Here is a 23,638-nt window from a genome sequence, read left to right on the forward strand (position 1 = left end):
GTGAAGTACACCTAAACCCAGAAAGAGAAGCTGCTTAATAAGTAAGCAAATGATGACAACTACCTTGAAAAACGCCGCAAGCCCCCCGCATTAATTACAGGCTGGAATCACCGACTACAACGCTTTTGTAAACAATTTAATTTCATTGTCACTGAAGAGGATTCCGCTGAATGCTTTGAGTCGAACCCTCGCTCATTTAACCGTGTAAAAAAAGATGTAACTGTTGGAAATCCATGGCACATGACAACTCATCAGTTCAGGCGCACCTTGGCTTTTTACTGCATCAAGAACCGCCTAGGGACATTAGTAGCGCTAAAACAACAGTTCAAGCACTTATACCTCGCGATGACCGAGTGGTACACCAATGGTGGAAAGCTGGCGAGTCTACGGGATCTGAAAGTAGATGAGCAAGTGCAAAAGGCACTCGATGAAATCAATGCAGAAACCACAGCAAATAAAATATTTAAACAATGGCACTCTGATGAAAAACTATCTGGTACATACGGTAAGGCAATCATAAAAATGCGGGGGGATGTACCGACCATTTATAGCTCATGGGATGTTATCTATAAAGCCGTAAAGGATGGTAAGTTGACACTGCATGGCTCAATGCACAGCTATTGTAAATCTGGTTATGACTGCGATATGGACGGTGTGGTCACTCCCCAATTCTGTGTGGACTGTGGGTCTGGTAGTAGCATCATTGATGAACAACAAGCTAAGTGGTGGCAGAAGAAACACCACAGCTTGGTAGCATATATGGAATCTGGAGAAGAAATTTCGGTCAGTGAGCAAAGTCACTACATCACTCAAGTAAGAGCCGCAGAGAAAGTCATGGCTGACTTTGATATGCCCTTTACCCCTTTTGAACCTGATTTGAAGGTAGCTAGCTTATGAGCAAGAGCGAGAACACACTCCTAAAACTAGAAGCAGCCCTAGAGCGCATTAAACAAGGAAAACCAAAGCGTATCCCTACCCACCGCAAGCTCAGTGTACGCGCTGTTGAGGAAGAGGCTAACTTGGGCAATGGCAGCGGCTATTACTACCCTGAGTTTGTAGAAAAGGTTAAACAGACCAAAACTGAAATTACGGCAGGCAACGGTGAAATAGTCCAACCAGAGATCCAAACAGTTCGTACTAAGCTCAAAGAAGAAAAACGCATCAAGAATAACTACAAGGTCAAGTATGAGGCGGAGCGAGATAAGCTAGCTCTTTTTGCGGCAGCACAGCACCACCTCAATGACAAATTGGTTCAGGCGCTGGCTCGCATCGATGACTTAGAGTATGAAAATGCCAACCTTCGTTCTGATTTGGCCAAGCTCAGACGAAATAAAATCGTCCCACTCAAAGAATAATTTCGAATCAAAACCCCATATGTTGACAGCTTAACTCAAAGAGGTCGCACATATAGTATGTGTTTTTATCTTTACAAAAAATTCTGTTTTCTCCCACACTTTGCGATGTAAATTTAGACAAAAAAGTGTATATTTAAGTGTATATTTAAGTGTCAATTAGGATGTCATTATGACGAAACCCATTCTTAAGAAATCACCTTTAGTGATGGCTTTACTTGACTTACGCTTTACGTCTTTACCAAAACCAACCTTGGAACAGGGTATGGAATTGTTTAGAAGTAAGCTGTTTCAGAATGGTTTCTCCGTTCCACATGAAGCAGAAGTTAGTCAAATAGAAGTTGCCCCCAAAAGTGATAGTGAGTTTGCTGTGCAACAACATGTTACCAAACGTTGGGATTACCTTAACATTAGTCGCAACCAAGGGGTAACGTTGACGAATGAGTCTTTGACATTACGTTCAACGGTTTACAATAACTTTGAAGAGTTTAAGGCCACGTGGGAGGTTGTCATAACAGCATTCTTTGAAGCGTTTGATGGTATTGAACAAGCTGGAATGCGACGCATGGGGCTTCGTCATATGGACGCTTTCATTGCCAATGACGGTCATTTGCTCAATGAATACATAAATGAAGATTGGTTAACTCCTCTTCAGAAAAATTCTGATATGAATTCCTTTTTCTTTAACAGGCGTATTCAGAATACTGACTTTGGTGTACTGAGAGTTGAGATAGAAGAAAGAGCTCCCGAAAATGGTAGGTTAAATATACTTCCTCGTGATATATCAGACCCAGATCCTGTTAGTTTAAAGATCGAACACAAACCACACTGGCAAACACCAAGTCAAAGTAAATTTGCTATTGTAGATATTGATCATGCTTGGACTGCAAATGAGTTACAACCGCTCACAAAAGATAATATTAACAGTAGACTTTGCGGTTTATACGAAGAAAATACTCAAGTTTTCTGGAGCTTGCTTTCAGAAAAAGCAGAGCAAGAGTGGGAGAAGTCTTTCCAATAGGATTTGGAGGATAATACTATGTTAGAAATTCAAACAAGCTCATCAGCTAATGCAAACAAACTCATAGCGACTGTTACAGGTGCAGCATTATTAACAGGTGGTGCCCTTTGGGAACAATCAATAGAACCACCTCACTTTGACATACTTGATAGCCACAAAAGCAAGGAACTGGTAGTACGATTTAAAGAAGGTCGTTCAGGGGATCTCCAATGGAAAGCCTCAGAAAAAACCGTAGAAAAGCTATCAACTGACGTCCTAGAACCTTCTGAAATGGTAAATACTGTTATAGGCGCTTTAGGCTTAGGTATGACAGACCTTGAGAAAGTTTTAAAGGTTAAACGTGCGACCATTTATAACTGGCGTAAAGGTGGTGACGTCAGAGCTGAGGATAGTTTGGCAAGGCTCCTCGCTGTGTACGGTATTGCAAAAGATATTGCAAAATTCAATGACCGCCCTTTTGGTAAAAGAGCAAAAACTCATCAGGTGCAAGGTAAGAGTTATCTTGACCTACTCAGCAATGAGAGCCTGGACAATGATGCGATTATCAATATTGCAAGGGTACTATCAGGTCAAGAAAATGCGCGTCTAAAAGCCAAAAATGAAACAAGCCACGAAGCCAATGATATCGACAACTTATCAGGAGGCTGGCTGCGCGTATGACAAATGAAGAAGTACGCCAAGCTATTGATGGAAGTGGCTGGAGACAAGGCAGCATAATATCTTATTCAAAACTTAAAGAGCATATCGATGAGCAGGAGTTAGATAACGTAATTACGCTGCCTAACCCAGACAAAATCAAGAAGCCAGGGAGTGCATTTGTAGTTGTCATTAATATGAGCTGTGATGTTGTCTACGGTGCAGTAGATCAGCTTCCTCAGATTAAGTGCCTTTTGTGTTGGCAAAAAAATGGTGAAACGAGCAATTCTGACTTGCAAGACCCAAGGCAGTTTGCCCTTCAGTCAGAAGGGCAAACTCTAATTTTTAGGATGAAGGATCGTCTTTTTGTACATAAACATGCTCTCTGTAACATCAAACCAGACGCGCAATTGACAGATGAACAGGTTAATTCGCTTGTTCGTTGGAAAGTTGCTCAGTTTAATCGGTTGGGGTTACCAGAAGCTTTGGCTACACGTATCGGCGATATATTGAACGCTCCGACATTTCTTGACTGGGTTACAGAAACAGCCCCTAAACTTGAAGGGATTTTTCTGGAAATAAAGCCAATGTCCGAGCTCAAAGATGATATTCCTTATGAAATCGGCGTTATAGCCGTTGCAAACTCATCAACATCTAATCAATCTGACGTTTTTGATATAGCTGAGACAATTGACACTACTCTCCTAGAGCCACTGAGAAACGTCAGTAACATTCAGCTGCTAAATGATTCGGAACAATATGAGCATGAGGGTCAAGAAGCGGCCGTGAGTTCGAGTGAATTTTCATATGACATGCTCAAACGTTTTAGACGGTTTTATTTAGACCATCATTCTCTTGATCCAGAATCAAACTCAGCTCCAGTTGGGACCTAGTTATTTCTGGAAAAAGACCTCAATATAGGTAGCGTTTTAGGAAAATTCGTTCCAAAATTCGACATTTCTGGAAAAGGCTCACATGCCTCTTCCGTTGTACCTTTCCAGATTTATTTCAGAAGTTACCTGTGGTGGTAATTCGTTACCATGAGATGATCACACGCGAATCACTTTGTTGATTTAAGCAGATAAACAAAAGGGTCATCAACTAATTGATGACCCTTTTCTATTTACGTTTTCAACGTTTGGAGGCTAAAGCAGTCTGCGCGTTTTACTTAACCGAACGAACCAGCTCTGCAATACCATCCCAATCGCCATTGTCCATCATTGCGCTTGGCACCATCCAAGTACCGCCACAAGCTACCACTGATTTCAGTGCTAGGTAATCTTCCACGTTAGATGGGCTTACCCCACCTGTTGGCATGAATTCCACTGGGTAAACTGCAGTCAGTGCTTTAAGCATATTGACGCCGCCGGATGGCTCAGCAGGGAAGAACTTCAGGGTACGGAGACCCATTGCCATTGCTTGCTCAACCAAGCTTGGGTTGTTCACGCCCGGTACGATTGTCACGTTGCGTTGCTGACAGTATTTTACTGTGGTTGGGTTGAAACCTGGGCTCACAATGAAGTCCACACCCGCGTCAATCGCAATGTCCACTTGCTCTGTTGTCAGTACGGTACCAGCACCGATCAGCAGTTCTGGGTGCGTTTCACGCATGATGCGGATCGACTCAGCCGCCGCTTCAGTGCGGAATGTGACTTCCGCACATGGTAAACCGTTTTCTACCAACACTTTTGCCAGTGGCAGAGCGTGTGCTACATCGTTGATTGCGATAACTGGGACGATTTTTATTTCTCTTAATCGTTGTTCAAGTGTTGTCATGGGAAACCTCTAAAGAATATAACTTAATGTTGCTACGATGATAAATGCGATACTGCCAAGTAAAGTTTCCATTACCGTCCAAGTTTTTAGCGTTGTTTTCTCATCCATGTCTAGTAAACGAGAGACTAGCCAGAAACCAGAGTCGTTAAAGTGAGAAAGCACTGTTGCACCACCTGCAATCGCAATAACGATAAAGCATAGGTCTAGCTCGCTCAAACCCGTTGATGCTGCCACTACTGGCGCAATAAGTGCTGCGGTTGTCGTTAGTGCTACGGTTGCTGAGCCTTGAGCAACACGCAGACAGGTAGAGATAACAAATGCAGCTACGATCACTGGCATACCTGTGTCTGTCAATACGCCAGCAAGTGCATCACCTATGCCACTTGCACGCAGCACGCCACCGAACATGCCGCCTGCTCCTGTTACTAGGATAACGCCACAGATTGGTGCCAATGAGTCGCCACACAGCTTCTCAAGTTTTGCCATGCCGTAGTCTTTCGCGAATATCGCAAGTGCCACCATTAGCGTGATCACTAATGCAACAGGCGTTTTACCTAGCATACGTAAAAACTCAACCAACGCCGTTTTACCATCAATCACACCTGCAACCGCTAGCGTGTTTAAACCAGTATCTAAGCAAATTAACACGACTGGCAGCACAAGAATGGTCATGACAGTGCCGAATTTTGGCAATTTAGACTCATCAACTTGTATGTCGCCGTTGAAAAACGCTTTTGATAGTGGAATCTCGAATTTCTTACCTGCGTACAAACCAAATAGGTAAGCACCTAGGTACCAAGTTGGGATAGCAACAAGAAGACCAACGAAAAGTAGCAGGCCAATGTTTGCACCTAAGAATTCTGCTGCAGCTACTGGACCGGGGTGTGGTGGAACAAATCCGTGCATTACCGCGAATGCACCAGCTGAAGGCAGTGCGTATTTAATTGGCGAACCACCAAAGCGTGCTGCCACACTTAAGATGATTGGCATCATAACGACTAAGCCTGCATCAAAAAAGATAGGGAAGCCAAACAGTAATGAGGCAACACCAAGAGCAAGAGGTGCACGCTCTTTACCGAAGCGACCAACAAGCGTATCTGCCAGTACTTTTGCACCGCCTGTTACTTCAAGAATCTTACCGATCATTGCGCCAAGACCGACCAATAATGCAACGGAAGCCAACGTACCGCCAAAACCACTCATCATGGTTGGAACGACTTGGTCAGATGAGACGCCAGTTGCAATTGCAGTACCTAAACTCACCAACGTTAGTGAGGCAAAAGCGTGTATTTTTAGTTTAATAATCAGTACTAGGGCGTGTTGATCTTTCGTGGTTAAATTTTGTTCGAGATAAAAGCGTTTTAATCGCGGCGAGGGGGAAGTAGCCTAGTCACTCTAAGCAAATCTCCCTCAACAAAGAGTAAAACGCTTTTAGCCGAACCCTTCGGGCAGCGTTTGCTGGTCATTTCTACTACGTTATCGGCTTCTCATGTAGGCTAGCTACACATCGAAGCCTCTGTCTTGTATAAATACCCAGCAACTCGCTGCAAAAAACAGCTCGAAAGATCAACACGCCCTAGTAACGCAGCAATAGCGAGGACTGCAATCGTTAGTAGGAATGTAGGGTCTGGAGCTTGCATTAGCGGATCCATGAGTTTTCCTTTAAAAATTATTGTTTGTGTCGGGGTTCACATTTATTTTAGTTACGGGTAACATGTTACCGGTAACTAAAATAAGATAAACCCATATTTTAAAGTGAATTGAAAAATTGAGATCACGCGCAAATTTATTATGAGGATAGGTTATGGCTGGTAGTAGTGTCATCGTTATGGGCGTTTGTGCGAGTGGTAAAAGCACAATTGGCGAGCATTTAGCAAAAAAATTAGGTCGCAAATTTATTGACGGTGATGACCTTCACCCGCGAGCAAACATTCAAAAGATGGCATCAGGCCTGCCTCTGAACGATGACGACCGTAAGCCATGGCTAGAGCGTATCCGCGACGCAGCCTATAGCTTAGAAAGCAAAAACGAGCACGGTATTATTGTCTGCTCGGCACTAAAAAAGATTTACCGTGACCAAATCCGCGACGGTAACGAAAACGTAAGTTTCCTATTCTTAGACAGCAGCAAAGAATTGATCCTTGAACGCATGCGCGCTCGCCAAGGTCATTTCATGAAAGAGAACATGGTGAACAGCCAGTTTGAAACGCTAGAGCGACCTGATAATGAGTGTCGCACTATTTTCGTAAACATTGATGCGACCATCGAAGAAGTTGTGGCGAATGCCGCAGGACTCATCCTAGAGCAAGACGAGGCAATGGCATGACACACCAAGTAATTTTAGACATTACCCAACGCTTAGTTGAGCGCAGCCAAGAGTCGCGTGCAGCGTTTCTTGCTCGCACTGAAGTCCAAGCAGAAGCGGGCAAAGGTCGTGTCGGTCTATCTTGTGGTAACTTGGCTCACGCCGTTGCAGCATCATGCTCTTCTGAAAAGAAAAGCATTCTGGATTTCACTCATTCGAATGTGGCACTGATCAGTGCTTACAACGATATGTTGAGTGCCCACCAGCCGTACCAACACTACCCTGATCACATCAAACAAGTGCTGTCTGGTTACGGCCACACTGCCCAAGTTGCTGGCTGTGTTCCAGCAATGTGTGATGGAGTGACTCAAGGTCAAGCCGGTATGGACATGTCACTGTTTTCTCGTGACTTAATTGCTCAATCGACGGCACTTTCACTGAGCCACAATGTATTCGATGCGACATTGCTTCTGGGTATCTGCGACAAAATCGCACCGGGACAACTAATGGGCGCGCTGTCTTACGCACACCTACCGACGGCGTTTGTGCCAGCAGGTTTGATGGCAACGGGCATCAGCAATGAAGAGAAAGTCGACGTTCGCCAAAAATACGTGGCGGGTGAAGTGGGCAAAGACGCACTGCTTGATATGGAGTGTCGCGCTTACCACTCGGCTGGTACGTGTACCTTCTACGGCACAGCAAACACCAACCAACTTGTGTTTGAAGCCATGGGTTTGATGCTGCCAGGTTCGGCATTCATTCATCCTCATACTAAACTACGTAAGGCGCTGACTGATTACGCGGCTCTGAAAATCGCTGCGATGAACGTAGATTCAGCAAACTTCCGTCCACTGTCTGAAGTCGTCACAGAAAAAAGTCTGATCAACGGTATCATCGCTCTGTTGGCATCAGGCGGCAGCACGAACCACACTATCCACATGCTGGCGGTGGCACGCGCAGCAGGTTTGATTCTGACATGGCAAGACATCAGCGACCTATCTGAAATAGTTCCACTATTGGCTCGCGTTTACCCGAATGGCCCAGCAGACATGAACGCGTTCCAAGAAGCGGGCGGCGTACCTGCGCTATTGCACCGTTTGGACCAATCAGGCTTGCTACATCGTGACGTAAAACCAGTATTTGGTGAATTTGAAGACCAAATGACGTTACCAACGCTAATCGACGATAAACTGACTTGGACAGCATGCAGCGGCAGCCAAGACAGCGAAGTGATTGCAGCACAAGCTCAAGCTTTCCAAAACACCGGTGGTACTCGCGTACTTAACGGTAACTTGGGTAAAGCAGTGGTGAAAGTATCTGCGGTGAAAGAAGAACAGCGCATCATCGAAGCGCCTGCGATTGTATTCCAGTGCCAACACGAAGTGGAAGCAGCGTACAAACGCGGTGAGCTAAACCAAGATTGCATCGTAGTAGTAACTCACAATGGCCCTGCTGCGAATGGAATGCCAGAGCTGCATAAACTGATGCCCATTCTCGGTAATGTGCAAAAAGCAGGCTTTAAAGTCGCGTTGGTGACGGACGGTCGACTGTCTGGTGCGTCAGGTAAGATTCCATCCGCAATTCATATTTCTCCAGAAGCAATTCGTGGTGGTAGCATTGGCTTAGTACGAAGTGGCGACATCATCCGCGTTGATTGTCAAACGGGTGAACTGAACAACCTAAGCGACGTCACTGATCGTAAACTACGAGAAGTGGATACCGAAGCAACTCAACAAACTTGGGGACGCAGTTTATTCAGCGTACTTCGTCAAAACGTTACCAGCGCAGAAGAAGGCGCTAGTTTTATTGTTTAAGATGCATAAATACCCCAGGAAAAAAGCTCGAGAGCAACGCGGAAATTTTCGATACATAGCTATTTTACAGTCAAAATTTCTAACGAGGTTATCGAGCCTTTTAGTAAGCCAGGGTGAGCAGTTACTTATTACGATTGGTACTAAACGCTCTCACCCGAGGTAATTTGATACCCCATATTAACCACCAGCTCTTGTTGTTCATCCCCCTTTAGACGCGCAATCAGGAGCTCTGCACTCTTCTCTCCAATTTCGAAGCGAGGAGTATCGACACTGGTCAATCTAGGGCTGATAGTTTGGCCAATATCTAATGCATTATAACCAACCACCGCAAGTTGATCTGGTACTTTGATATTGCGCTGTTGGGCACTCAATAACGTACCGATTGCGATATCGTCGTTAGTACAGAACACACCATCTAATTCAGGGTATATATCCAGAGCTCTTTCTAATAGGTCATGAGCGAGCGAGAAACTTGAGTGTTCGCCAGTCAGTACATGTCTTGGCTCAAGCCCTGCTTCCGTCATCGCGCGATCGTAGCCTTGCATTCGCAGTTTGGTACGAGTATCCAATCGAGCACCGAAGTATACAACCGTGCGCTTGCCAGACTCCAACATACGCTTGACTACGCTATAAGATGCATCTTCATGATCCATCCCAACGGCCATATCAATCGGTTGTTCTGGCAACTCCATGGCTTCAACCACAGGAACGCCAGAGCTCTTGATCATCTGCAATGTACGTTTAGTGTGGTGGCTTTCTGTTAGAATTAAGCCATCAACCTGATAAGAGAGTAATGAGGCAATCTTACGCTCCTCCTCTAACTCGTCGTAACTAAAGTGTGCCAATAAGGTTTCGTAACCATTTAATTTAGTGACGGTTTCAATTCCCTGAACAAAAGATGCAAAAATTTGGTTAGACAAGGAAGGCAGTAAGATTCCGATCGCTTTGCTGGAAGATTTTGATAACATCGCTGGTGCTCGGTTTTCGATGTATCCCATCTCTTCAATCTCAGCTGCAATTTTTACTCTTGTTTTTTCGGCCACTGACTCTGGGTTACGCATATAACGTGATACCGTCATCTTAGTTACGCCAACTTTGTCTGCGATATCCTGTAATGTCGTTCGTGCTTTTTTATTATATTGAGCCATAAATATCTAATTTATCAAAAATGTTACTAGTAACATTATGACTAATACGCCGACTTACGACAAGTCGAGAAAACCACTCACCCCATCGTTATCAAAATTAGGGTCACACTTCTGGTTTTCAGATCCAGCATATAAACCTTCAAACAACAATCCGCCAAGAGGCTATCTTCATCACAATCACAATCAAAATCAAAATCAAAATCAGCCCCGTCAGCATGATAAGTAATGAAGAAACCTCACCCATTGAGCCCGGTATATTACCGATAAACGCATCCATCCAAGTGATCGCCTCACCGGTCATATGGAGCCACACCTTCTAATCGTTTTTTAAAGCTCATAATCTCAATCACCTTATTACTTGAGTTATGGTTTTCTACGCATCAGAAGCGCCATTCGAACAATTTACCGTGAGTTTTAATTAAATTAGCATGAAACGGTAGATAGGCAATCAACTAAACAAAGTAGCGCATATCAACAACAAAGCCCCAGCAATGGCCGAGGCTTACGATATTCGATAGTTAAATACTACTCCACGCACATCACATTAAGCAAAGAAGAGCCTTTAAGCTGATTGACGTTACCGTTAGTAAACAGACCTTTCTTGCCTGCGCCCCAGTACGGTAGGTGCATGGGCCAATTCTGTTTCTCCATCACTTTTGAGCCTAGGAGGTTCTGCCACTGCTGATCACTCATCAATGTCATGCCAACTTGCTCACAGACCAGTTCAGCACTGCCGTAATCGAGACGACTCCAAGGCTTGCCTTGCTCCATGTAGAACTGTTGTTGATGATCCAACACGTAAGGGACAGCATATTTGCTGCCCGCCACATTCGCGGCCACCCTAATTTCTATCTCAAGCTCATCAGCAGTGACATTAGCCGCACTTGGTAGGGCTTGAATAGCTGCAAGGCTGAGCGCAGCAGCTGGTTGAGTTGTCATCTTTGACTGGCCAGCGGACTGAGCAGCGACTTTAGGCTTAGCAGGCGTGGTGGTCGGCTCCACGGTCTTAGGGGTGGCTAAGGTTGGCTCCGCAGTTTTTGCAACGATAGGCTGCGATGAGGTTTGAGACTTATCGACCATACGAATAAAGGCTTCGCTATAACCAGATACTTGGCGCACCAGAGCGAGCTCTTTTCTCGCATCGACGAAGGTGGAATAAGGGCCAATTAGGCAACGATAGTCACCGCCCTCAGGCTTCATCCAGACGTTGGTCGAGATTTTTTCGTAAAGAGGCTTCGCCCGATTCAGTGGCAAAGGCTGATTGAGCAAGCCACACTGAATCCAAAACAGCTCATTATTGGCGTGACGCTTAGGGGCTTTACTGCCCCAAATGCCCTTGCCAATTGGACATGATTGTTCGAGCTGTGGTAATTGATTAGTACTGGCTTGGGTCGCATCACACAGCACCGACTCCGCACTCACTTGGCTCGAAACCAAGAGCGATACAGCGATAAGCCCCATGCGATAATTCCTAATCCCAGCGCGATATACAGCATTCATTGTCAATTTCATAACCACCACTTAATCCCTTGCGGGCTAATCCTTACCGACATAACATCGATAAAATATGAATTCCATGTTAGGTTCTATGGTTATACCCATAATCGATATACCGGTAACCGATATCGCTATAACCGATAGTTGCCGATCCATTAAGCAAAAAAAGAGCCGTAATTGCTTACGGCTCTCAGATCAGTGAGTTTTACTCAGAATTAATCGGAGTTATCACCCTTTATAAATCTTAGGGTTAAACACATCACGTAACCAATCGCCCAATAGGTTAATAACCAGAACCAATGTTACCAAAACCACCCCTGGGAATGCTGTGATCCACCATGCGCCAGAGAAAATGTAGTTAAAGCCAGTACTGATTAATGCCCCCAGTGATGGCTGATCAACCGGTAAACCGAGACCAAGGAAAGAAAGTGCCGCCTCAGACATGATGGCATTTGCCACCTGTACCGTAGAGATCACCAAGATTGGCGATAAACAGTTCGGCAGAATATGACGGAACATGATGCGAGGCGCTCTAAAGCCCATCACACGTGCTGCTTCGACGTACTCTTTCTCTTTCTCTGCCAATACAGATGCGCGGATAGTACGTGCATATTGTGGCCACTCTGCAATACCGATGATCACCACCAGCATCGTTACCGCATATTGTGAGTAGAAATCACTACCGAAACTCGCTTTAAAGATCGCCGACACAATGATCGCAACCATCATGGTTGAGAACGATAACTGGATATCAGCAAAACGCATCAAGAAGCTATCAATACGACCACCGAAGTAGCCCGCCGATAGACCAATCACGATACCTAAAACCAACTGCAAACCTACCGCCAAAAAGCCGATAGTCAGAGACAGTCGAGAGCCGTAAAGAATGGTCGAGAAAATATCGCGCCCTTGCTCATCGGTGCCCAATACAAACTCGGCTTCACCGCCGTCCATCCATGATGGTGGCAGTTCTGAGTTCATGATGTCGATAGAGGTTAAATCGTACGGGTCACTCGGCGCAATTAGCGGCGCAGCAATCGCAGTGATAAGGAAAGCCATGAAGACAGCAAAGCTGAACATCGCGACCTTATCGCGCAAAAAGTAGTAAATGATGTCCGAGTTCTTAAAACGCTCCCAACGAGATGGAGCAGCTACAACTTGTTCCATGGTTATGCTCCTTTTCCAGTAATGTTCACGGTTGGGTTAATCAAACCGTACAGCAAATCAACGATGGTGTTCGTGACCACGAAAATCAAACCGACGAAGATAACGTAAGCCGTGATTAACGGGGTATCAACGCGGTTAATCGCCTCTAGGAAAAGTGAACCAGTTCCTGGCCATTGGAAAACCGTTTCCGTCAGGATGGTGTAAGCCACCATAGTACCAATTTGGACACCACCAACCGTCAGAACCGGTAGCATGGTGTTTTTCAGTGCATGCTGGTAGTAGATCTTGTTCAACGCTAAGCCTTTCGCTTTGCCGAACTTAATGTATTCCGAGCTCAACACTTCTAGCATCTCAGAACGAACCAAACGGATGAAGAGTGGTAGCATAATTGAAGCCAGTGCAATACAAGGCAAGATCAAATGGCGTATACCATCAAGGGTGAAAAAGCCTGACTCCCAACCCAGTAAATTGTAGGTTTCGCCTCGCCCATAGGATGGCAGCCAACCTAACTCAATCGAGAAAACATACATCAACATGATCGCAGTTAAGAAAACGGGGATCGAGATACCCACACTACTGAATGCCATCACCATCTTGGTGAAAAAGCTCTTTGGGTGAATCGCGGAGTAAACCCCCAGAGGTATCGACAACGCTACGATGATTAAGGTTGCACCGAAGACCAATTCGAGTGTTGCAACCAACTTATCGAGGATCACATCGACAGCTGGACGTTTAAAGAAATACGATGTACCGAGATCACCCTGTACAGCGTTGGTAATAAATCGTGTGTATTTTATAATGAAAGGATCATTTAAGCCCAAATCATCACGCAGTGCTTGACGTTCGGCTTCAGAAACCGATTGACCAACGAGCTCTCGCAGTGGATCTCCGAGGTTGTCTTGAATGGCAAACGCCACCAAACTGATCACAAACATCACTATCAGTGCCTGATACAGGCGCTTGACCAGAAACGAAACCATTCCTTGCCCCTTACTTTCCATGAATTTTCAGTCTGCAACTCAACGACCACTAATTACCAGACACCAGACACCCCACGAACTTCATAACTGGCTCGCTTGTTTTAATCAGGGAGAGCGTCACTAAGGTAATCAATGAATTGAATCATGTTCAGTCTTAAAAATGGTACCCAGCCCGACTGAACAAAGCTAAGTACCTAAACTTGTGAGTACCCGAATACGGGTACTCACTAACCACGCTTACTTATTTAACCTTAAGGTCGCCGAAGTAAGGGAAGTTCATTACATTCACGATAGGTGCAATATCAACATTCGATTTTGCTGCCCACGCTAGGTTCTGCCAGTGTAGAGGAACAAACGCCGCGTCATTGTAAAGCGTCGTTTCAACTTGCTGTAACATCTCGCTACGCTTCGCTGGATCGGTTTCTACGTTAGACGCTTCAACCATCTGATCAAGCTCAGGGTTCGAGTAGTGACCACAGTTGTACTGGCCTTTACCTGTCTCTTCGTTACGAGTCATCGTTAGGAACTCAGAGAAGTTCGCTGAATCTTCAGTATCTGAGTGCCAGCCCATCATCAACATGTCTGCTGCACATTTATCAAACTCAGGCCAGTATTGCGCTTTAGGCATTGTCTTTAGATCAACCTTGATGCCGATCTTAGACAGCATTGCTGCTGATGCTTGTGCCACTTTCGCATCGTTCACGTAGCGATTGTTTGGTGCAATCATCGTCAAAGTGAAGCCGTCTGCATAACCCGCTTCTGCCATCAGCTCTTTCGCTTTTTTCACGTCGTAGCGTGGTTCTAGGTCAGCTTTGTAGCCAGCGTAACCTTGTGGGCCCTGTTGACTAGCGGTTGTTGCAAAGCCACGCATGATTCTCTTCACGATACCGTCATTGTTGATGGCATGAACAATAGCCTGACGCACGCGAACATCTTTCAATGCTTCATGGCTGTTTTGGTTCATTTGGAATGAAATCAGACGGGTGCCTGGTAGCGTAACCAAATCAACACCATCCGCCGATTCAACACGCTTGTGATCGTTTGGTGCAACAGGAGCGATCATATCAACACCGCCAGAAAGTAGCGCAGCAACACGCGTTGCATCTTCTTTGATTGGTACCAGAGTCAACTTGTCTACGTTACCTGTATCTTGATCCCAGTAGCCGTCGAAGCGTTCAAATACGGTTTGAACACCTTGCTCACGCTGCGTCACGATGAATGGACCCGTACCCGATACGTTGGTTGAAGCGAACGAGTTACCGTGCTTCACCACTTCTGATTTGTCTTTACCATCTTCGGTTGTGCCAGAGTAGAACTTGCTGTCCATTGGGAAGATGTAGCTTGCCGTCTGCAGTACCAATGGGTATGGACCGTTAGAAACGATTTCTACCGTGTAATCATCCACCTTAACCATTTTTTCGTACGGTGCGAAAACGGCTTTAAAGTCTGGAGAGTCTTTCAAGCGATCAAAAGTCCAAACTACGTCGTCTGCGGTTAGAACGTTACCAGAGTGAAATTTAACACCTTCACGTAACTTAAAACGGAAAGTCGTGTCATCAACACGCTCCCACGATTCAGCGATACGCGCTTCAAAATCAAGCTCTTGTGTATAACGAACTAGAGGATCAAATACCATGTGTGACAGTTGCAGCGTACCACCAGATAACTGCTCATGCGGGTCAAGTGATACCGGGTCGGCATCGTAAGCGATCTTAATCTCTGCCGCTGCCGCGCCAAAGCTTAGACCTGCCGTCATTAACGCCACTGCGATTTTGCTTTTCATGGTTTTCATTGCATAACTCCTTATGCGGGAATCCAGTCCCTAGTTGTTGTGTTTGCGTCTGTTTATTGTTTTTAGCAAGCTAAACTACAGCCTGCTGATTTTTATACTGCGGCTCGCGCCACTGCTTTTTCTTCTCTTAAGCCTGTAAATTCAGGCATTAAAGAAATTAGGTGTTTGCTGTATTCATGTTGAGGCGATTGGAATAACTGCTCTGTTGGCGCGACTTCCAATAGGGTTCCCTTCTGCATCACACCCACACGATCACACATCTGGCGAATCACCGGTAAATCGTGACTGATGAACAGCATGGTTAGGTTCAGTTCGTCTTGCAGGTCTTTTAATAGGTTAAGGATCTGCGCCTGTACCGACACATCCAGTGCCGATGTTGGTTCATCACAAATCAAAAGACGTGGACGAGTAGCCAAGGCGCGAGCGATCGAAATACGCTGACGCTGACCGCCCGAGAATTCATGCGGATACTTCACAGCAGCCATACGCCCCAAGCCAACGTGATCCAGTAAATCATTCACGATTGAGCGTGTTTCTGATTCATTGTTGGTCAGTTTGTGGAAACGAATCGGCTCCGCAATGATGTCGAAGATCTTCATACGCGGGTTCATTGAGGTGTAAGGGTTTTGGAACACCATCTGCATTTGGCGACGCAGTGGGCGACGCTCTTTCTCAGATTTAAGCCCAGTCAAGTCAATACCTTCAAAGCTTACTTTTCCTGAATTAGGTGCATACAAACCAGCAATGACACGCGCGATGGTTGATTTACCCGACCCCGACTCACCAACTAAACCAAAGGTTTCGCCTTCGTACACCTCAAAACTGACATTGTTTGACGCTTGAACGTATTCACGACGGCTTTCAAATAAAGAGTCTTTAGTGGTAAAGCGTAGGTTGACGTTTTCGACACTCAATAGTGAACCTGTGTAATCACGCTGATCTTGGCTTTGACCTAACCAGTGGTTTTTCACATCAAGCGGCGCCATCTCATGCGCTTCTTCGATGTAACTCACCAGAGGGAAACGATCGAGCTTGCGATCTGAACGAGGAACCGCTGAAATCAGGCTGTGCGTGTATGGGTGCTCGGGAGTGCCCAGTACTTGCGCTGTTGGGCCAAACTCAACCAGATCCCCACGATACATAACAGCGACACGATCGGTCACGTTAGATACCACACCCATATCATGCGTAACCAGCATGCAGCCTACGTTTTTCTTAATACACAAGTCGCGAATCAAACCTAGGATTTGGTCTTGGATAGATACATCCAGCGCTGTTGTCGGTTCGTCTGCAATAATAAGATCAGGCTCACCAGCCAAGGCGATCGCGATAACCACACGTTGGCGCATACCGCCAGAGAATTGGTGTGGGTACTGCTTTAAACGGTTTTCAGGTTGTGGGATGCCGACTTGGTTCATCAAGTCTAATGCGCGTTGGTAGGCTTCTTGATCCGACACCTTCATGTTGGCATGAATCGTCTCTTTTAACTGCTGCTCTACGGTGAAGAGAGGGTTAAGAGAAGTCATTGGGTCTTGGAAGATAAATCCAATCTTTGAGCCGCGAACTGAACGCATCTGCTCAGGGGATAACCCTGAAACTTTTTCACCATCAAGGAAAACATCACCGCTAGCAATGCGACCAGGAGGGCTCAACAAATCGATGACAGCATTACCTACTGTTGATTTACCCGCGCCTGATTCACCGACTACACCAACAATCTCACCCCGTTCAATACTGAACGAAAGGGATTTTACGGCGGCATGTACTCCATGACGAGATGGGTATTCGATACGAAGGTTTTTTACTTCTAAAAGTGACATTACCAGACCTCTACTGCTTTGGCAGCTTTCTGCCCTGTCTGCAAAATTGAATCCATTCTTACCAGAACATTGCTCTGATATTTTATACGGCAGACAATTTGGCAAATAATTCACAGAAAAGCAACAAAAACAGGATAAAAAGTCGATATTACATACTTAACAAGCAAAAGTAAGGCATAGTTATTCATTGAAATAGCATATATTGATAAAACCAACATTCACAATATTGGTGATAAACACTTACAAACCCTTGACTACACAACACTTATAGAGTGAAAAGCATCGTTAAAAGCAGATCCCTCTCCTCGTCAGTAGCAACAAATAGTTATGCTAATCCACAGTTAACAACCCAGAAACAAAATCTACCATTTAAAATGAAAGCAAACCAAAGCACCAGAAATGAAATAAAAACCCAGACTTTAAACTGCAGTAAAAGCGAATTTGCAATGCAAAACACTAGCACCTAAAAGTGGACAAATTTGTGTGTATTTTAAGTAAAGCGGCGAGAGAAATGCGCCAAATACAGGGCTTAGAGGTAGGAACTAGGTTGAGATTACGTTTTCTGTGAAAGTTGAAAGGTTCTAGACCACAAACACAATCTTCATCACTGTTGGTTCAAGAGCGGAAACAGCACGAAGAAAGAGGAAAGGTTCAGAGTTAAGGAGTGAGAACTGTAGGACTATAGCGATGGATTTTTGGCATAACAGCACGAACTCGCACTACCCTCAGGAGTTAAATGGTCAAAATCCCAAAGACAAAAAGCTCATCATTTCTGATGAGATTCTTAAAGGTGAGCGGTGAAGAGAAATTCTTTGAACATCAGGCGAACCCCACTTGGGTGCCGAGCTGGTGCTCTACAGACGAAAAAAAAGCTCATCACTTCTGATGAGATTCTTAAAGGTGAGCGGTGAAGAGAGATTTTTTGAACATCAGGCGAACCCCGCTTGGGTACCAAGCTAGTGCTTTATAGACGAAAAAAAAGCTCATCATTTCTGATGAGCTTTCTTAAAGGTGGTCGGTGAAGAGGGATTCGAACCCCCGACCCTCTGGTCCCAAACCAGATGCGCTACCAAGCTGCGCTATTCACCGATATGTTTCGTTTGATTTCTCAAACTGGGAGTTTTAAATAAACTACCAAAATTAATGGGGTGGCTAACGAGATTCGAACTCGCGACCACCGGAATCACAATCCAGGGCTCTACCAACTGAGCTATAGCCACCACTAATTTTTTATATAACCGCTTACAAGCGATTATTGAAATAGTGGTCGGTGAAGAGGGATTCGAACCCCCGACCCTCTGGTCCCAAACCAGATGCGCTACCAAGCTGCGCTATTCACCGACTAATTTCGTCTCGACTCTTGGGAATACTGAGTCAACACTGGAAGCCTAAGCTACCGATGTCTTGTAAAGAAAGAATGGGGTGGCTAACGAGATTCGAACTCGCGACCACCGGAATCACAATCCAGGGCTCTACCAACTGAGCTATAGCCACCATTGTTTCTTTGTTGCCAATTTCTCACTTACCGAAATAAGAGACCGGATGGCGCGCCTGAAAGGATTCGAACCTTCGACCTTTGGCTCCGGAGGCCAACGCTCTATCCAGCTGAGCTACAGGCGCATGCCCTGTCGGCGGAGTGGAATAATACGTATATCACCTTATGCCGTCTAGTACTTTTTTAACTTTTTTTTCTGTTTGGTCTCTTTTTCGACAGTTAATATGTGATAAACCCCCTATTTGAGTACAGTAACCCTTCATAGCGTATAAGTTGTTGTTTATTGCAACAACTTATCGGGATATAATTACCCATTATTTACATTGATTTAACAGTCACTCTTTGCTGGTAAAATCAAAACACCCTTTAACACTATAAATTGGTAAGCATGTACTTGCCTTGGGAATGTAAAGTGAGTTTTATGGATATGTCTCGTCGAATCTTAAGCGTTGTCATCGCAGTTTTAACTTTTTCCACTGGCGCAATGGCTTCTGGTCTAAGCCAAGCTGAGCAAGATGCCATCGCAGAACGCATCAAACCAGTCGGTCAAGTATACCTAGTCGGCAGCGAGCCAGTTGCCGCTGAACCAACAGGCCCTCGTGATGGCGCAGCAGTTTACGGTACCTTCTGTATTGCTTGTCACGCATCTGGCGTCAGTGGCGCACCGAAAACCGGCGATGCAGCGGACTGGGCTCCTCGTATTGCCCAAGGTCGCGACATCCTAGCGGACCACGCAATCAACGGCTTCAATGCGATGCCAGCAAAAGGGTCATGTATGGACTGTTCAGACGACGAAATCAAAGAGGCTATCGAGCACATGATTGCCGGTCTGTAATTTGCCGATCTGCAACTGAAATACCAGATTCAAAAAAGGTGACCTCCGGATCACCTTTTTTATTAGCTTCTATATAGTGCGATTAAAGCAGAGCATTACTTCTTGTTGAACATCGCGCGAATATTGGCAATGTGCGCCTGCCCTTTCTCCATTCTCTCTTCTGCTGATTGTGGTTTCTTAACACTTTCCCATTCCACATCATCATGCGGCAGCTCGTCGAGAAAGCGGCTTTGGGTGGGCTTGATCAATTCACCATACTGACGACGTTCACGACACTTAGTAAAGGTCAGCTCTTTCTGTGCTCGGGTAATGCCGACATACATAAGACGACGCTCTTCTTCGACATTACCTTCATCGACACTGGTTTGGTGCGGTAAGATCCCTTCTTCAGCCCCCATCAGGAAGACATAGGGAAACTCTAGGCCTTTCGATGCGTGCAGGGTCATGAGTTGAACTTGGTCTGCATCGTCATCATCTTCACCACGCTCCATCATGTCGCGCAGCGTTAAACGTTGAACCACCTCGCGCAGCGTTTTCTCTTCTTTGTCGTAGTTGTCACCCTCAAGATCGGCCACAATCCAGCTATAGAGATCAGAGACGTTCTTCATGCGCATTTCAGCGGCTTTCGGGCTCGCTGAGGTTTCGTACAACCAATCTTCGTAATTGATGTCACGAACCAAAGAACGGACGGCTTCAACCGTATTACCACGCTCTGCATTGTCCGAGATACGCACGATCCAGTCACCGAAACGGCGCAGGTTTTCTAAGCCGCGCCCCGTCAGCGTCTGCTCCAAGCCCATCTCAAAGCTGGCTTCGAACAGGCTTTTACCGCGCATATTGGCATAACTGCCGAGCTTCTCTAGGGTCACAGGGCCAATCTCACGACGTGGTGTGTTTACAATACGCAGGAAGGCGTTGTCATCATCCGGATTAACCAACACGCGTAGGTAAGCCATAATGTCTTTAATCTCGGCTCTGGCGAAGAACGAAGTACCGCCAGAGATCTTGTACGGCACGCGGTTCTGCATCAGTGCTTTTTCAATTAAACGCGACTGGTGATTACCACGGTAAAGTACCGCGTAATCCTTGTACTCGGTGCGATTCAAAAATTTGTGGGCAATAATTTCACCCGTAATACGCTCCGCTTCATGTTCTTCGTTCTTGGCATTCAAGACCTTGAGCTTTTCGCCGTCCGGGATCTCTGAGAACAGCGACTTCTCATAAACGTGTGGGTTATTGGCAATCAAGATATTTGCCGCACGTAAGATGCGACTGGTCGAGCGATAGTTTTGCTCTAGCTTGATCAAGCGAAGGTTTGGGTAGTCCTCACCCAGCAGCACCAAGTTTTGCGGCTTAGCACCACGCCATGAATAGATAGATTGGTCATCATCACCAACCACGGTCAGACGCCCTCTTTCACCAACCAGCAAACGTACCAATTCATATTGGCTGGTGTTGGTATCTTGGTACTCATCGACCAGCAAGTATCGGATACGCGACTGCCAGCGCTCACGCACTTCTTGATTGGTTTTTAGAAGCAGTACTGGCATTGCGATCAGATCATCAAAATCGAGCGCGTTGTATGCCTTCATTTGCTTTTGGTACATCTCAAAACAAAACGCAAACAGCTGCTCTTGCTCACCTTGAGCGCGCGCTTTGGCTTGATCTGGCGTCAACATGTCGTTTTTCCAGTTCGAAATGGTGCTCATCAATGCACGCAGCAGATCCTTATCGCCATCGATCTGCCTTTCTGTGAGTTCTTTTAATAGCGCCAACTGGTCTTGGTCATCAAACAGAGAAAAGCCCGCTTTGAGACCCAACGCTTTATACTCACGGCGAATGATGGTCAACCCCATGGTATGGAAGGTTGAAACGATCAACCCTTTTGCTTCCCCCTTACCTAAGGTTTGCCCAACACGCTCTTTCATCTCGCGTGCCGCTTTATTGGTAAAGGTTACCGCTGCAATATTACGCGCCTTATAACCACACTCTTGAACCAAATAAGCAATCTTATTGGTGATAACACGTGTTTTACCTGATCCAGCGCCCGCGAGTACTAGGCAGGGGCCTGATACATACTTCACGGCTTCATCTTGTCTTGGGTTCAGTTTCATTTGATTCTCAATTTGGTCTAGAGGTTCGAATTAGATTGCTCACCTATAATAATGATGCAAAACCACGATTGCTACGTTCAGTTATACAAGATTTTTAAGCCATTTATGTAAAATTTTGTTGCACATGTGTGTAGTTAACAGGCTATAATGAATGAACGTTCATTCACTGGTGGTGACAGATGACAACTCATACATCTCAGGATAAACGCCAACAAATACTCTTAGCCGCTGAAAAGCTGATTGCAGAGGTCGGCTTTCAAGGCCTTTCCATGCAAAAGCTAGCGAAAGAGGCGGGGGTTGCTACAGGCACTATCTACCGCTACTTCGATGATAAAGATCACTTGATCCATGACGTTCGCATACTCGTGACTCAACGAGTGGCTGACGCTGTTCAACAAGGGGTTAATGATTCGGATCCAATCAAGCTACGCTTTCGTACTATGTGGTTGAACATATGGACGTTAGCGGGGACAAACTTAACCGCGATAAAAAATCAGGTTCAGTATGACTCACTGCCGATCACAGATAACCTAAACTTCAGGGAGCTAGAGCGCAAAATGTTTGCTCAAGTTCAGCGGTTATTTGATGAGGGAAAAAAGCAAGGATTATTTAAAACGCTTGATAATGAAGTATTAAGTGGCTTGAGCTTATCTGCTAGCGTTTCACTAGCGCGTAAGCATTCTTTAGGATTTTACCAACTCGACGAAGCCGCATTAGATGCCGCGATTGAAGCCAGTTGGGACGCAATAATTAAACACTAAACCGGAGTTTTGACCATAATGAAAAAGTGGACTTTCTTCATGTTACTCGTCGCGGTACTGCTTTTTGGTAGCGTTATCGGGTTCAACATGTTCAAACAACAAAAAATTGCTGAGTACATGGCCAACCGCCCCGAGCCAGAGTTCCCAGTCACCGTTACTGAAGTTCAGCCAATTGACTGGGTGCCAGTGATTGAAGCGATTGGCTTCATCGAGCCGAACCAAGGTGTGACACTGGCTAATGAAACCAGTGGTGTTATCGATCAAATCTCTTTCGAATCAGGTACTGAGGTTAAAAATGACCAGCAACTGATCCGCCTTAATTCTGATGTAGAGAAAGCCAATCTAAAAAGCTCTGAGGCACGCTTACCGGCCGCTGAAGCTAAATACAAGCGCTACCAAGGGCTATTCAAAAAAGGCTCTATCTCTAAGGAAGCCTTCGATGAAGCAGAAGCTAATTTCTTATCGTTAGCGGCTGATATTGAAAGCCTTAAAGCATCGATTGCCCGTCGTGAGATCCGTGCTCCGTTTGACGGCACTGTCGGTATTCGTAATGTGTATCTAGGCCAATACCTACAATCTGGCACTGACATCGTTCGCCTAGAAGACACCAGTGTTATGCGTCTACGCTTCACCATTTCTCAAAATGACATCTCTCGTATTAAGGTTGATCAGGCGATCGACATCTTCGTTGATGCATATCCTGAAAAACCGTTTAAAGGCTCTATCAGTGCCATTGAGCCTGCGGTTAGCATCCAAAGTGGTCTTATCCAAGTACAAGCCGATATTCCAAACAATGATGGTAAGTTACGTAGCGGTATGTTCGCGCGCGCTAACATCATTCTACCTAAGCTAGTAAACCAAGTGACACTGCCTCAGACGGCCATCACCTTCACACTTTATGGTGACAATGTTTATATTTTGCATGAAGAAGATGGTGTGCAGCGTGTGAAACAGCAAGTGGTGAAAGTAGGTGAACGTACAGAAAGTATTGCTCACATACTGGAAGGCGTAGAACCTGGCGATGTTGTCGTGACAACGGGTCAAGTTCGTTTAAGTAACAATGCTAAAGTTCGAGTTGTAGAAAGTGATGCAACGACGCCGCCAGCTGAAACACCAATGCTGTAA

General features: G+C 45.5%; 19 protein-coding genes, 5 tRNA genes and 2 pseudogenes. 10 read left to right on the plus strand and 16 right to left on the minus strand.

Annotated features, from left to right (window positions below):
* Positions 1–72: 72 nt before the first annotated feature.
* From Q1A70_RS11140 to Q1A70_RS11160, 5 genes and pseudogenes are all read left to right on the plus strand, one after another.
* A pseudogene (locus Q1A70_RS11140) lies at positions 73–897 on the plus strand (hypothetical protein); the annotation flags it as partial.
* Positions 894–1,355 (plus strand): hypothetical protein, encoded by a 462-nt coding sequence (locus Q1A70_RS11145; protein WP_299690933.1) that lies wholly within the window; start codon positions 894–896, stop codon positions 1,353–1,355. The pseudogene Q1A70_RS11140 and the gene Q1A70_RS11145, both read left to right, overlap by 4 nt.
* A gap of 169 nt (positions 1,356–1,524) precedes the next feature.
* Positions 1,525–2,373 (plus strand): TIGR04255 family protein, encoded by an 849-nt coding sequence (locus Q1A70_RS11150; RefSeq protein WP_299690930.1) that lies wholly within the window; start codon positions 1,525–1,527, stop codon positions 2,371–2,373.
* Positions 2,374–2,391: 18 nt separating this feature from the next.
* The gene (locus Q1A70_RS11155; protein WP_299690926.1) at positions 2,392–3,033 is read left to right on the plus strand and encodes a hypothetical protein; all 642 of its coding nucleotides are present in this window, start codon (positions 2,392–2,394) and stop codon (positions 3,031–3,033) included.
* The gene (locus Q1A70_RS11160) at positions 3,030–3,902 is read left to right on the plus strand and encodes a hypothetical protein (RefSeq protein WP_299690923.1); all 873 of its coding nucleotides are present in this window, start codon (positions 3,030–3,032) and stop codon (positions 3,900–3,902) included. The genes Q1A70_RS11155 and Q1A70_RS11160 overlap by 4 nt, the downstream gene beginning before the upstream one ends.
* 271 nt (positions 3,903–4,173) lie before the next feature.
* Here Q1A70_RS11160 and Q1A70_RS11165 read toward each other — a convergent pair whose 3' ends face one another.
* The 3 genes from Q1A70_RS11165 to Q1A70_RS11175 form a co-directional block, all read right to left on the minus strand.
* Positions 4,174–4,785 carry a bifunctional 4-hydroxy-2-oxoglutarate aldolase/2-dehydro-3-deoxy-phosphogluconate aldolase gene (locus tag Q1A70_RS11165; RefSeq protein ID WP_299690920.1) on the minus strand — a complete coding sequence of 204 codons (612 nt, stop codon included), beginning with the start codon at positions 4,783–4,785 and terminating at the stop codon, positions 4,174–4,176.
* Between the two features lie 9 nt (positions 4,786–4,794).
* Positions 4,795–6,093, minus strand: coding sequence for a GntP family permease (locus Q1A70_RS11170; RefSeq protein WP_299690939.1), 1,299 nt, complete (start codon positions 6,091–6,093; stop codon positions 4,795–4,797).
* A 188-nt stretch (positions 6,094–6,281) separates the two neighbouring features.
* Positions 6,282–6,437 (minus strand): hypothetical protein, encoded by a 156-nt coding sequence (locus tag Q1A70_RS11175; RefSeq protein WP_299690917.1) that lies wholly within the window; start codon positions 6,435–6,437, stop codon positions 6,282–6,284.
* Between the two features lie 152 nt (positions 6,438–6,589).
* On the opposite strand from Q1A70_RS11175, the gene Q1A70_RS11180 reads away from it, so the two are divergent.
* Positions 6,590–7,111, plus strand: a complete 522-nt coding sequence (locus Q1A70_RS11180; protein ID WP_299690914.1) for a gluconokinase — start codon at positions 6,590–6,592, stop codon at positions 7,109–7,111.
* Positions 7,108–8,904 carry a phosphogluconate dehydratase gene (gene edd, locus Q1A70_RS11185; RefSeq protein ID WP_299690912.1) on the plus strand — a complete coding sequence of 599 codons (1,797 nt, stop codon included), beginning with the start codon at positions 7,108–7,110 and terminating at the stop codon, positions 8,902–8,904. Before Q1A70_RS11180 ends, edd begins: the two co-directional genes overlap by 4 nt.
* 140 nt (positions 8,905–9,044) lie before the next feature.
* On the opposite strand, the gene Q1A70_RS11190 is transcribed toward edd, so the two are convergent.
* From Q1A70_RS11190 to Q1A70_RS11245, 12 genes and pseudogenes are all read right to left on the minus strand, one after another.
* Entirely contained in the window at positions 9,045–10,052 is a 1,008-nt protein-coding gene (locus Q1A70_RS11190; protein ID WP_299690909.1) for a substrate-binding domain-containing protein, read from the minus strand.
* A gap of 145 nt (positions 10,053–10,197) precedes the next feature.
* Positions 10,198–10,356 (minus strand): annotated as a pseudogene (locus Q1A70_RS11195) (hypothetical protein); the annotation flags it as partial.
* Between the two features lie 221 nt (positions 10,357–10,577).
* Positions 10,578–11,564 (minus strand): SPOR domain-containing protein, encoded by a 987-nt coding sequence (locus Q1A70_RS11200; RefSeq protein WP_299690906.1) that lies wholly within the window; start codon positions 11,562–11,564, stop codon positions 10,578–10,580.
* A gap of 213 nt (positions 11,565–11,777) precedes the next feature.
* On the minus strand, positions 11,778–12,716 hold the full coding sequence (locus tag Q1A70_RS11205) for an ABC transporter permease (RefSeq protein WP_299690903.1): 939 nt from the start codon (positions 12,714–12,716) through the stop codon (positions 11,778–11,780).
* Between the two features lie 2 nt (positions 12,717–12,718).
* Positions 12,719–13,696, minus strand: a complete 978-nt coding sequence (locus tag Q1A70_RS11210) for an ABC transporter permease (protein WP_299690900.1) — start codon at positions 13,694–13,696, stop codon at positions 12,719–12,721.
* 241 nt (positions 13,697–13,937) lie between these two features.
* The gene (locus Q1A70_RS11215) at positions 13,938–15,488 is read right to left on the minus strand and encodes an ABC transporter substrate-binding protein (protein WP_299690897.1); all 1,551 of its coding nucleotides are present in this window, start codon (positions 15,486–15,488) and stop codon (positions 13,938–13,940) included.
* A gap of 92 nt (positions 15,489–15,580) precedes the next feature.
* A complete protein-coding gene (locus Q1A70_RS11220; protein ID WP_299690894.1) occupies positions 15,581–17,308 on the minus strand; it encodes an ABC transporter ATP-binding protein in 1,728 nt (575 codons plus the stop codon).
* Positions 17,309–18,320: 1,012 nt separating this feature from the next.
* Positions 18,321–18,397 (minus strand) — tRNA-Pro (locus Q1A70_RS11225).
* A gap of 55 nt (positions 18,398–18,452) precedes the next feature.
* A tRNA-His gene (locus Q1A70_RS11230) sits at positions 18,453–18,528 on the minus strand.
* Between the two features lie 44 nt (positions 18,529–18,572).
* Positions 18,573–18,649, minus strand: a tRNA-Pro gene (locus tag Q1A70_RS11235).
* A 77-nt stretch (positions 18,650–18,726) separates the two neighbouring features.
* A tRNA-His gene (locus tag Q1A70_RS11240) sits at positions 18,727–18,802 on the minus strand.
* A gap of 49 nt (positions 18,803–18,851) precedes the next feature.
* Positions 18,852–18,928, minus strand: a tRNA-Arg gene (locus tag Q1A70_RS11245).
* Between the two features lie 296 nt (positions 18,929–19,224).
* Between Q1A70_RS11245 and Q1A70_RS11250 the strand changes: the two genes are divergently transcribed.
* Positions 19,225–19,638, plus strand: coding sequence for a cytochrome c5 family protein (locus Q1A70_RS11250; RefSeq protein ID WP_299690891.1), 414 nt, complete (start codon positions 19,225–19,227; stop codon positions 19,636–19,638).
* 95 nt (positions 19,639–19,733) lie between these two features.
* On the opposite strand, the gene rep is transcribed toward Q1A70_RS11250, so the two are convergent.
* The gene (rep, locus tag Q1A70_RS11255) at positions 19,734–21,752 is read right to left on the minus strand and encodes a DNA helicase Rep (RefSeq protein WP_299690888.1); all 2,019 of its coding nucleotides are present in this window, start codon (positions 21,750–21,752) and stop codon (positions 19,734–19,736) included.
* A gap of 179 nt (positions 21,753–21,931) precedes the next feature.
* Between rep and Q1A70_RS11260 the strand changes: the two genes are divergently transcribed.
* Entirely contained in the window at positions 21,932–22,513 is a 582-nt protein-coding gene (locus Q1A70_RS11260) for a TetR/AcrR family transcriptional regulator (protein WP_299690885.1), read from the plus strand.
* Positions 22,514–22,531: 18 nt separating this feature from the next.
* Entirely contained in the window at positions 22,532–23,638 is a 1,107-nt protein-coding gene (locus Q1A70_RS11265; protein WP_299690882.1) for an efflux RND transporter periplasmic adaptor subunit, read from the plus strand.

This window comes from uncultured Vibrio sp., from assembly GCF_947488985.1.
GTDB lineage: Bacteria > Pseudomonadota > Gammaproteobacteria > Enterobacterales > Vibrionaceae > Vibrio.

Bases quoted from the DNA above. Each gene is read 5' to 3' on its own strand.
- Q1A70_RS11145 (WP_299690933.1), top strand. From the start codon at position 894: ATGAGCAAGAGCGAGAACACACTCCTAAAACTAGAAGCAGCCCTAGAG.
- Q1A70_RS11150 (WP_299690930.1), top strand. From the start codon at position 1,525: ATGACGAAACCCATTCTTAAGAAATCACCTTTAGTGATGGCTTTACTT.
- Q1A70_RS11155 (WP_299690926.1), top strand. From the start codon at position 2,392: ATGTTAGAAATTCAAACAAGCTCATCAGCTAATGCAAACAAACTCATA.
- Q1A70_RS11160 (WP_299690923.1), top strand. From the start codon at position 3,030: ATGACAAATGAAGAAGTACGCCAAGCTATTGATGGAAGTGGCTGGAGA.
- Q1A70_RS11165 (WP_299690920.1), bottom strand. From the start codon at position 4,785: ATGACAACACTTGAACAACGATTAAGAGAAATAAAAATCGTCCCAGTT.
- Q1A70_RS11175 (WP_299690917.1), bottom strand. From the start codon at position 6,437: ATGGATCCGCTAATGCAAGCTCCAGACCCTACATTCCTACTAACGATT.
- Q1A70_RS11180 (WP_299690914.1), top strand. From the start codon at position 6,590: ATGGCTGGTAGTAGTGTCATCGTTATGGGCGTTTGTGCGAGTGGTAAA.
- edd (WP_299690912.1), top strand. From the start codon at position 7,108: ATGACACACCAAGTAATTTTAGACATTACCCAACGCTTAGTTGAGCGC.
- Q1A70_RS11190 (WP_299690909.1), bottom strand. From the start codon at position 10,052: ATGGCTCAATATAATAAAAAAGCACGAACGACATTACAGGATATCGCA.
- Q1A70_RS11200 (WP_299690906.1), bottom strand. From the start codon at position 11,564: ATGAAATTGACAATGAATGCTGTATATCGCGCTGGGATTAGGAATTAT.
- Q1A70_RS11205 (WP_299690903.1), bottom strand. From the start codon at position 12,716: ATGGAACAAGTTGTAGCTGCTCCATCTCGTTGGGAGCGTTTTAAGAAC.
- Q1A70_RS11210 (WP_299690900.1), bottom strand. From the start codon at position 13,696: ATGGTTTCGTTTCTGGTCAAGCGCCTGTATCAGGCACTGATAGTGATG.
- Q1A70_RS11215 (WP_299690897.1), bottom strand. From the start codon at position 15,488: ATGAAAACCATGAAAAGCAAAATCGCAGTGGCGTTAATGACGGCAGGT.
- Q1A70_RS11220 (WP_299690894.1), bottom strand. From the start codon at position 17,308: ATGTCACTTTTAGAAGTAAAAAACCTTCGTATCGAATACCCATCTCGT.
- Q1A70_RS11250 (WP_299690891.1), top strand. From the start codon at position 19,225: ATGGATATGTCTCGTCGAATCTTAAGCGTTGTCATCGCAGTTTTAACT.
- rep (WP_299690888.1), bottom strand. From the start codon at position 21,752: ATGAAACTGAACCCAAGACAAGATGAAGCCGTGAAGTATGTATCAGGC.
- Q1A70_RS11260 (WP_299690885.1), top strand. From the start codon at position 21,932: ATGACAACTCATACATCTCAGGATAAACGCCAACAAATACTCTTAGCC.
- Q1A70_RS11265 (WP_299690882.1), top strand. From the start codon at position 22,532: ATGAAAAAGTGGACTTTCTTCATGTTACTCGTCGCGGTACTGCTTTTT.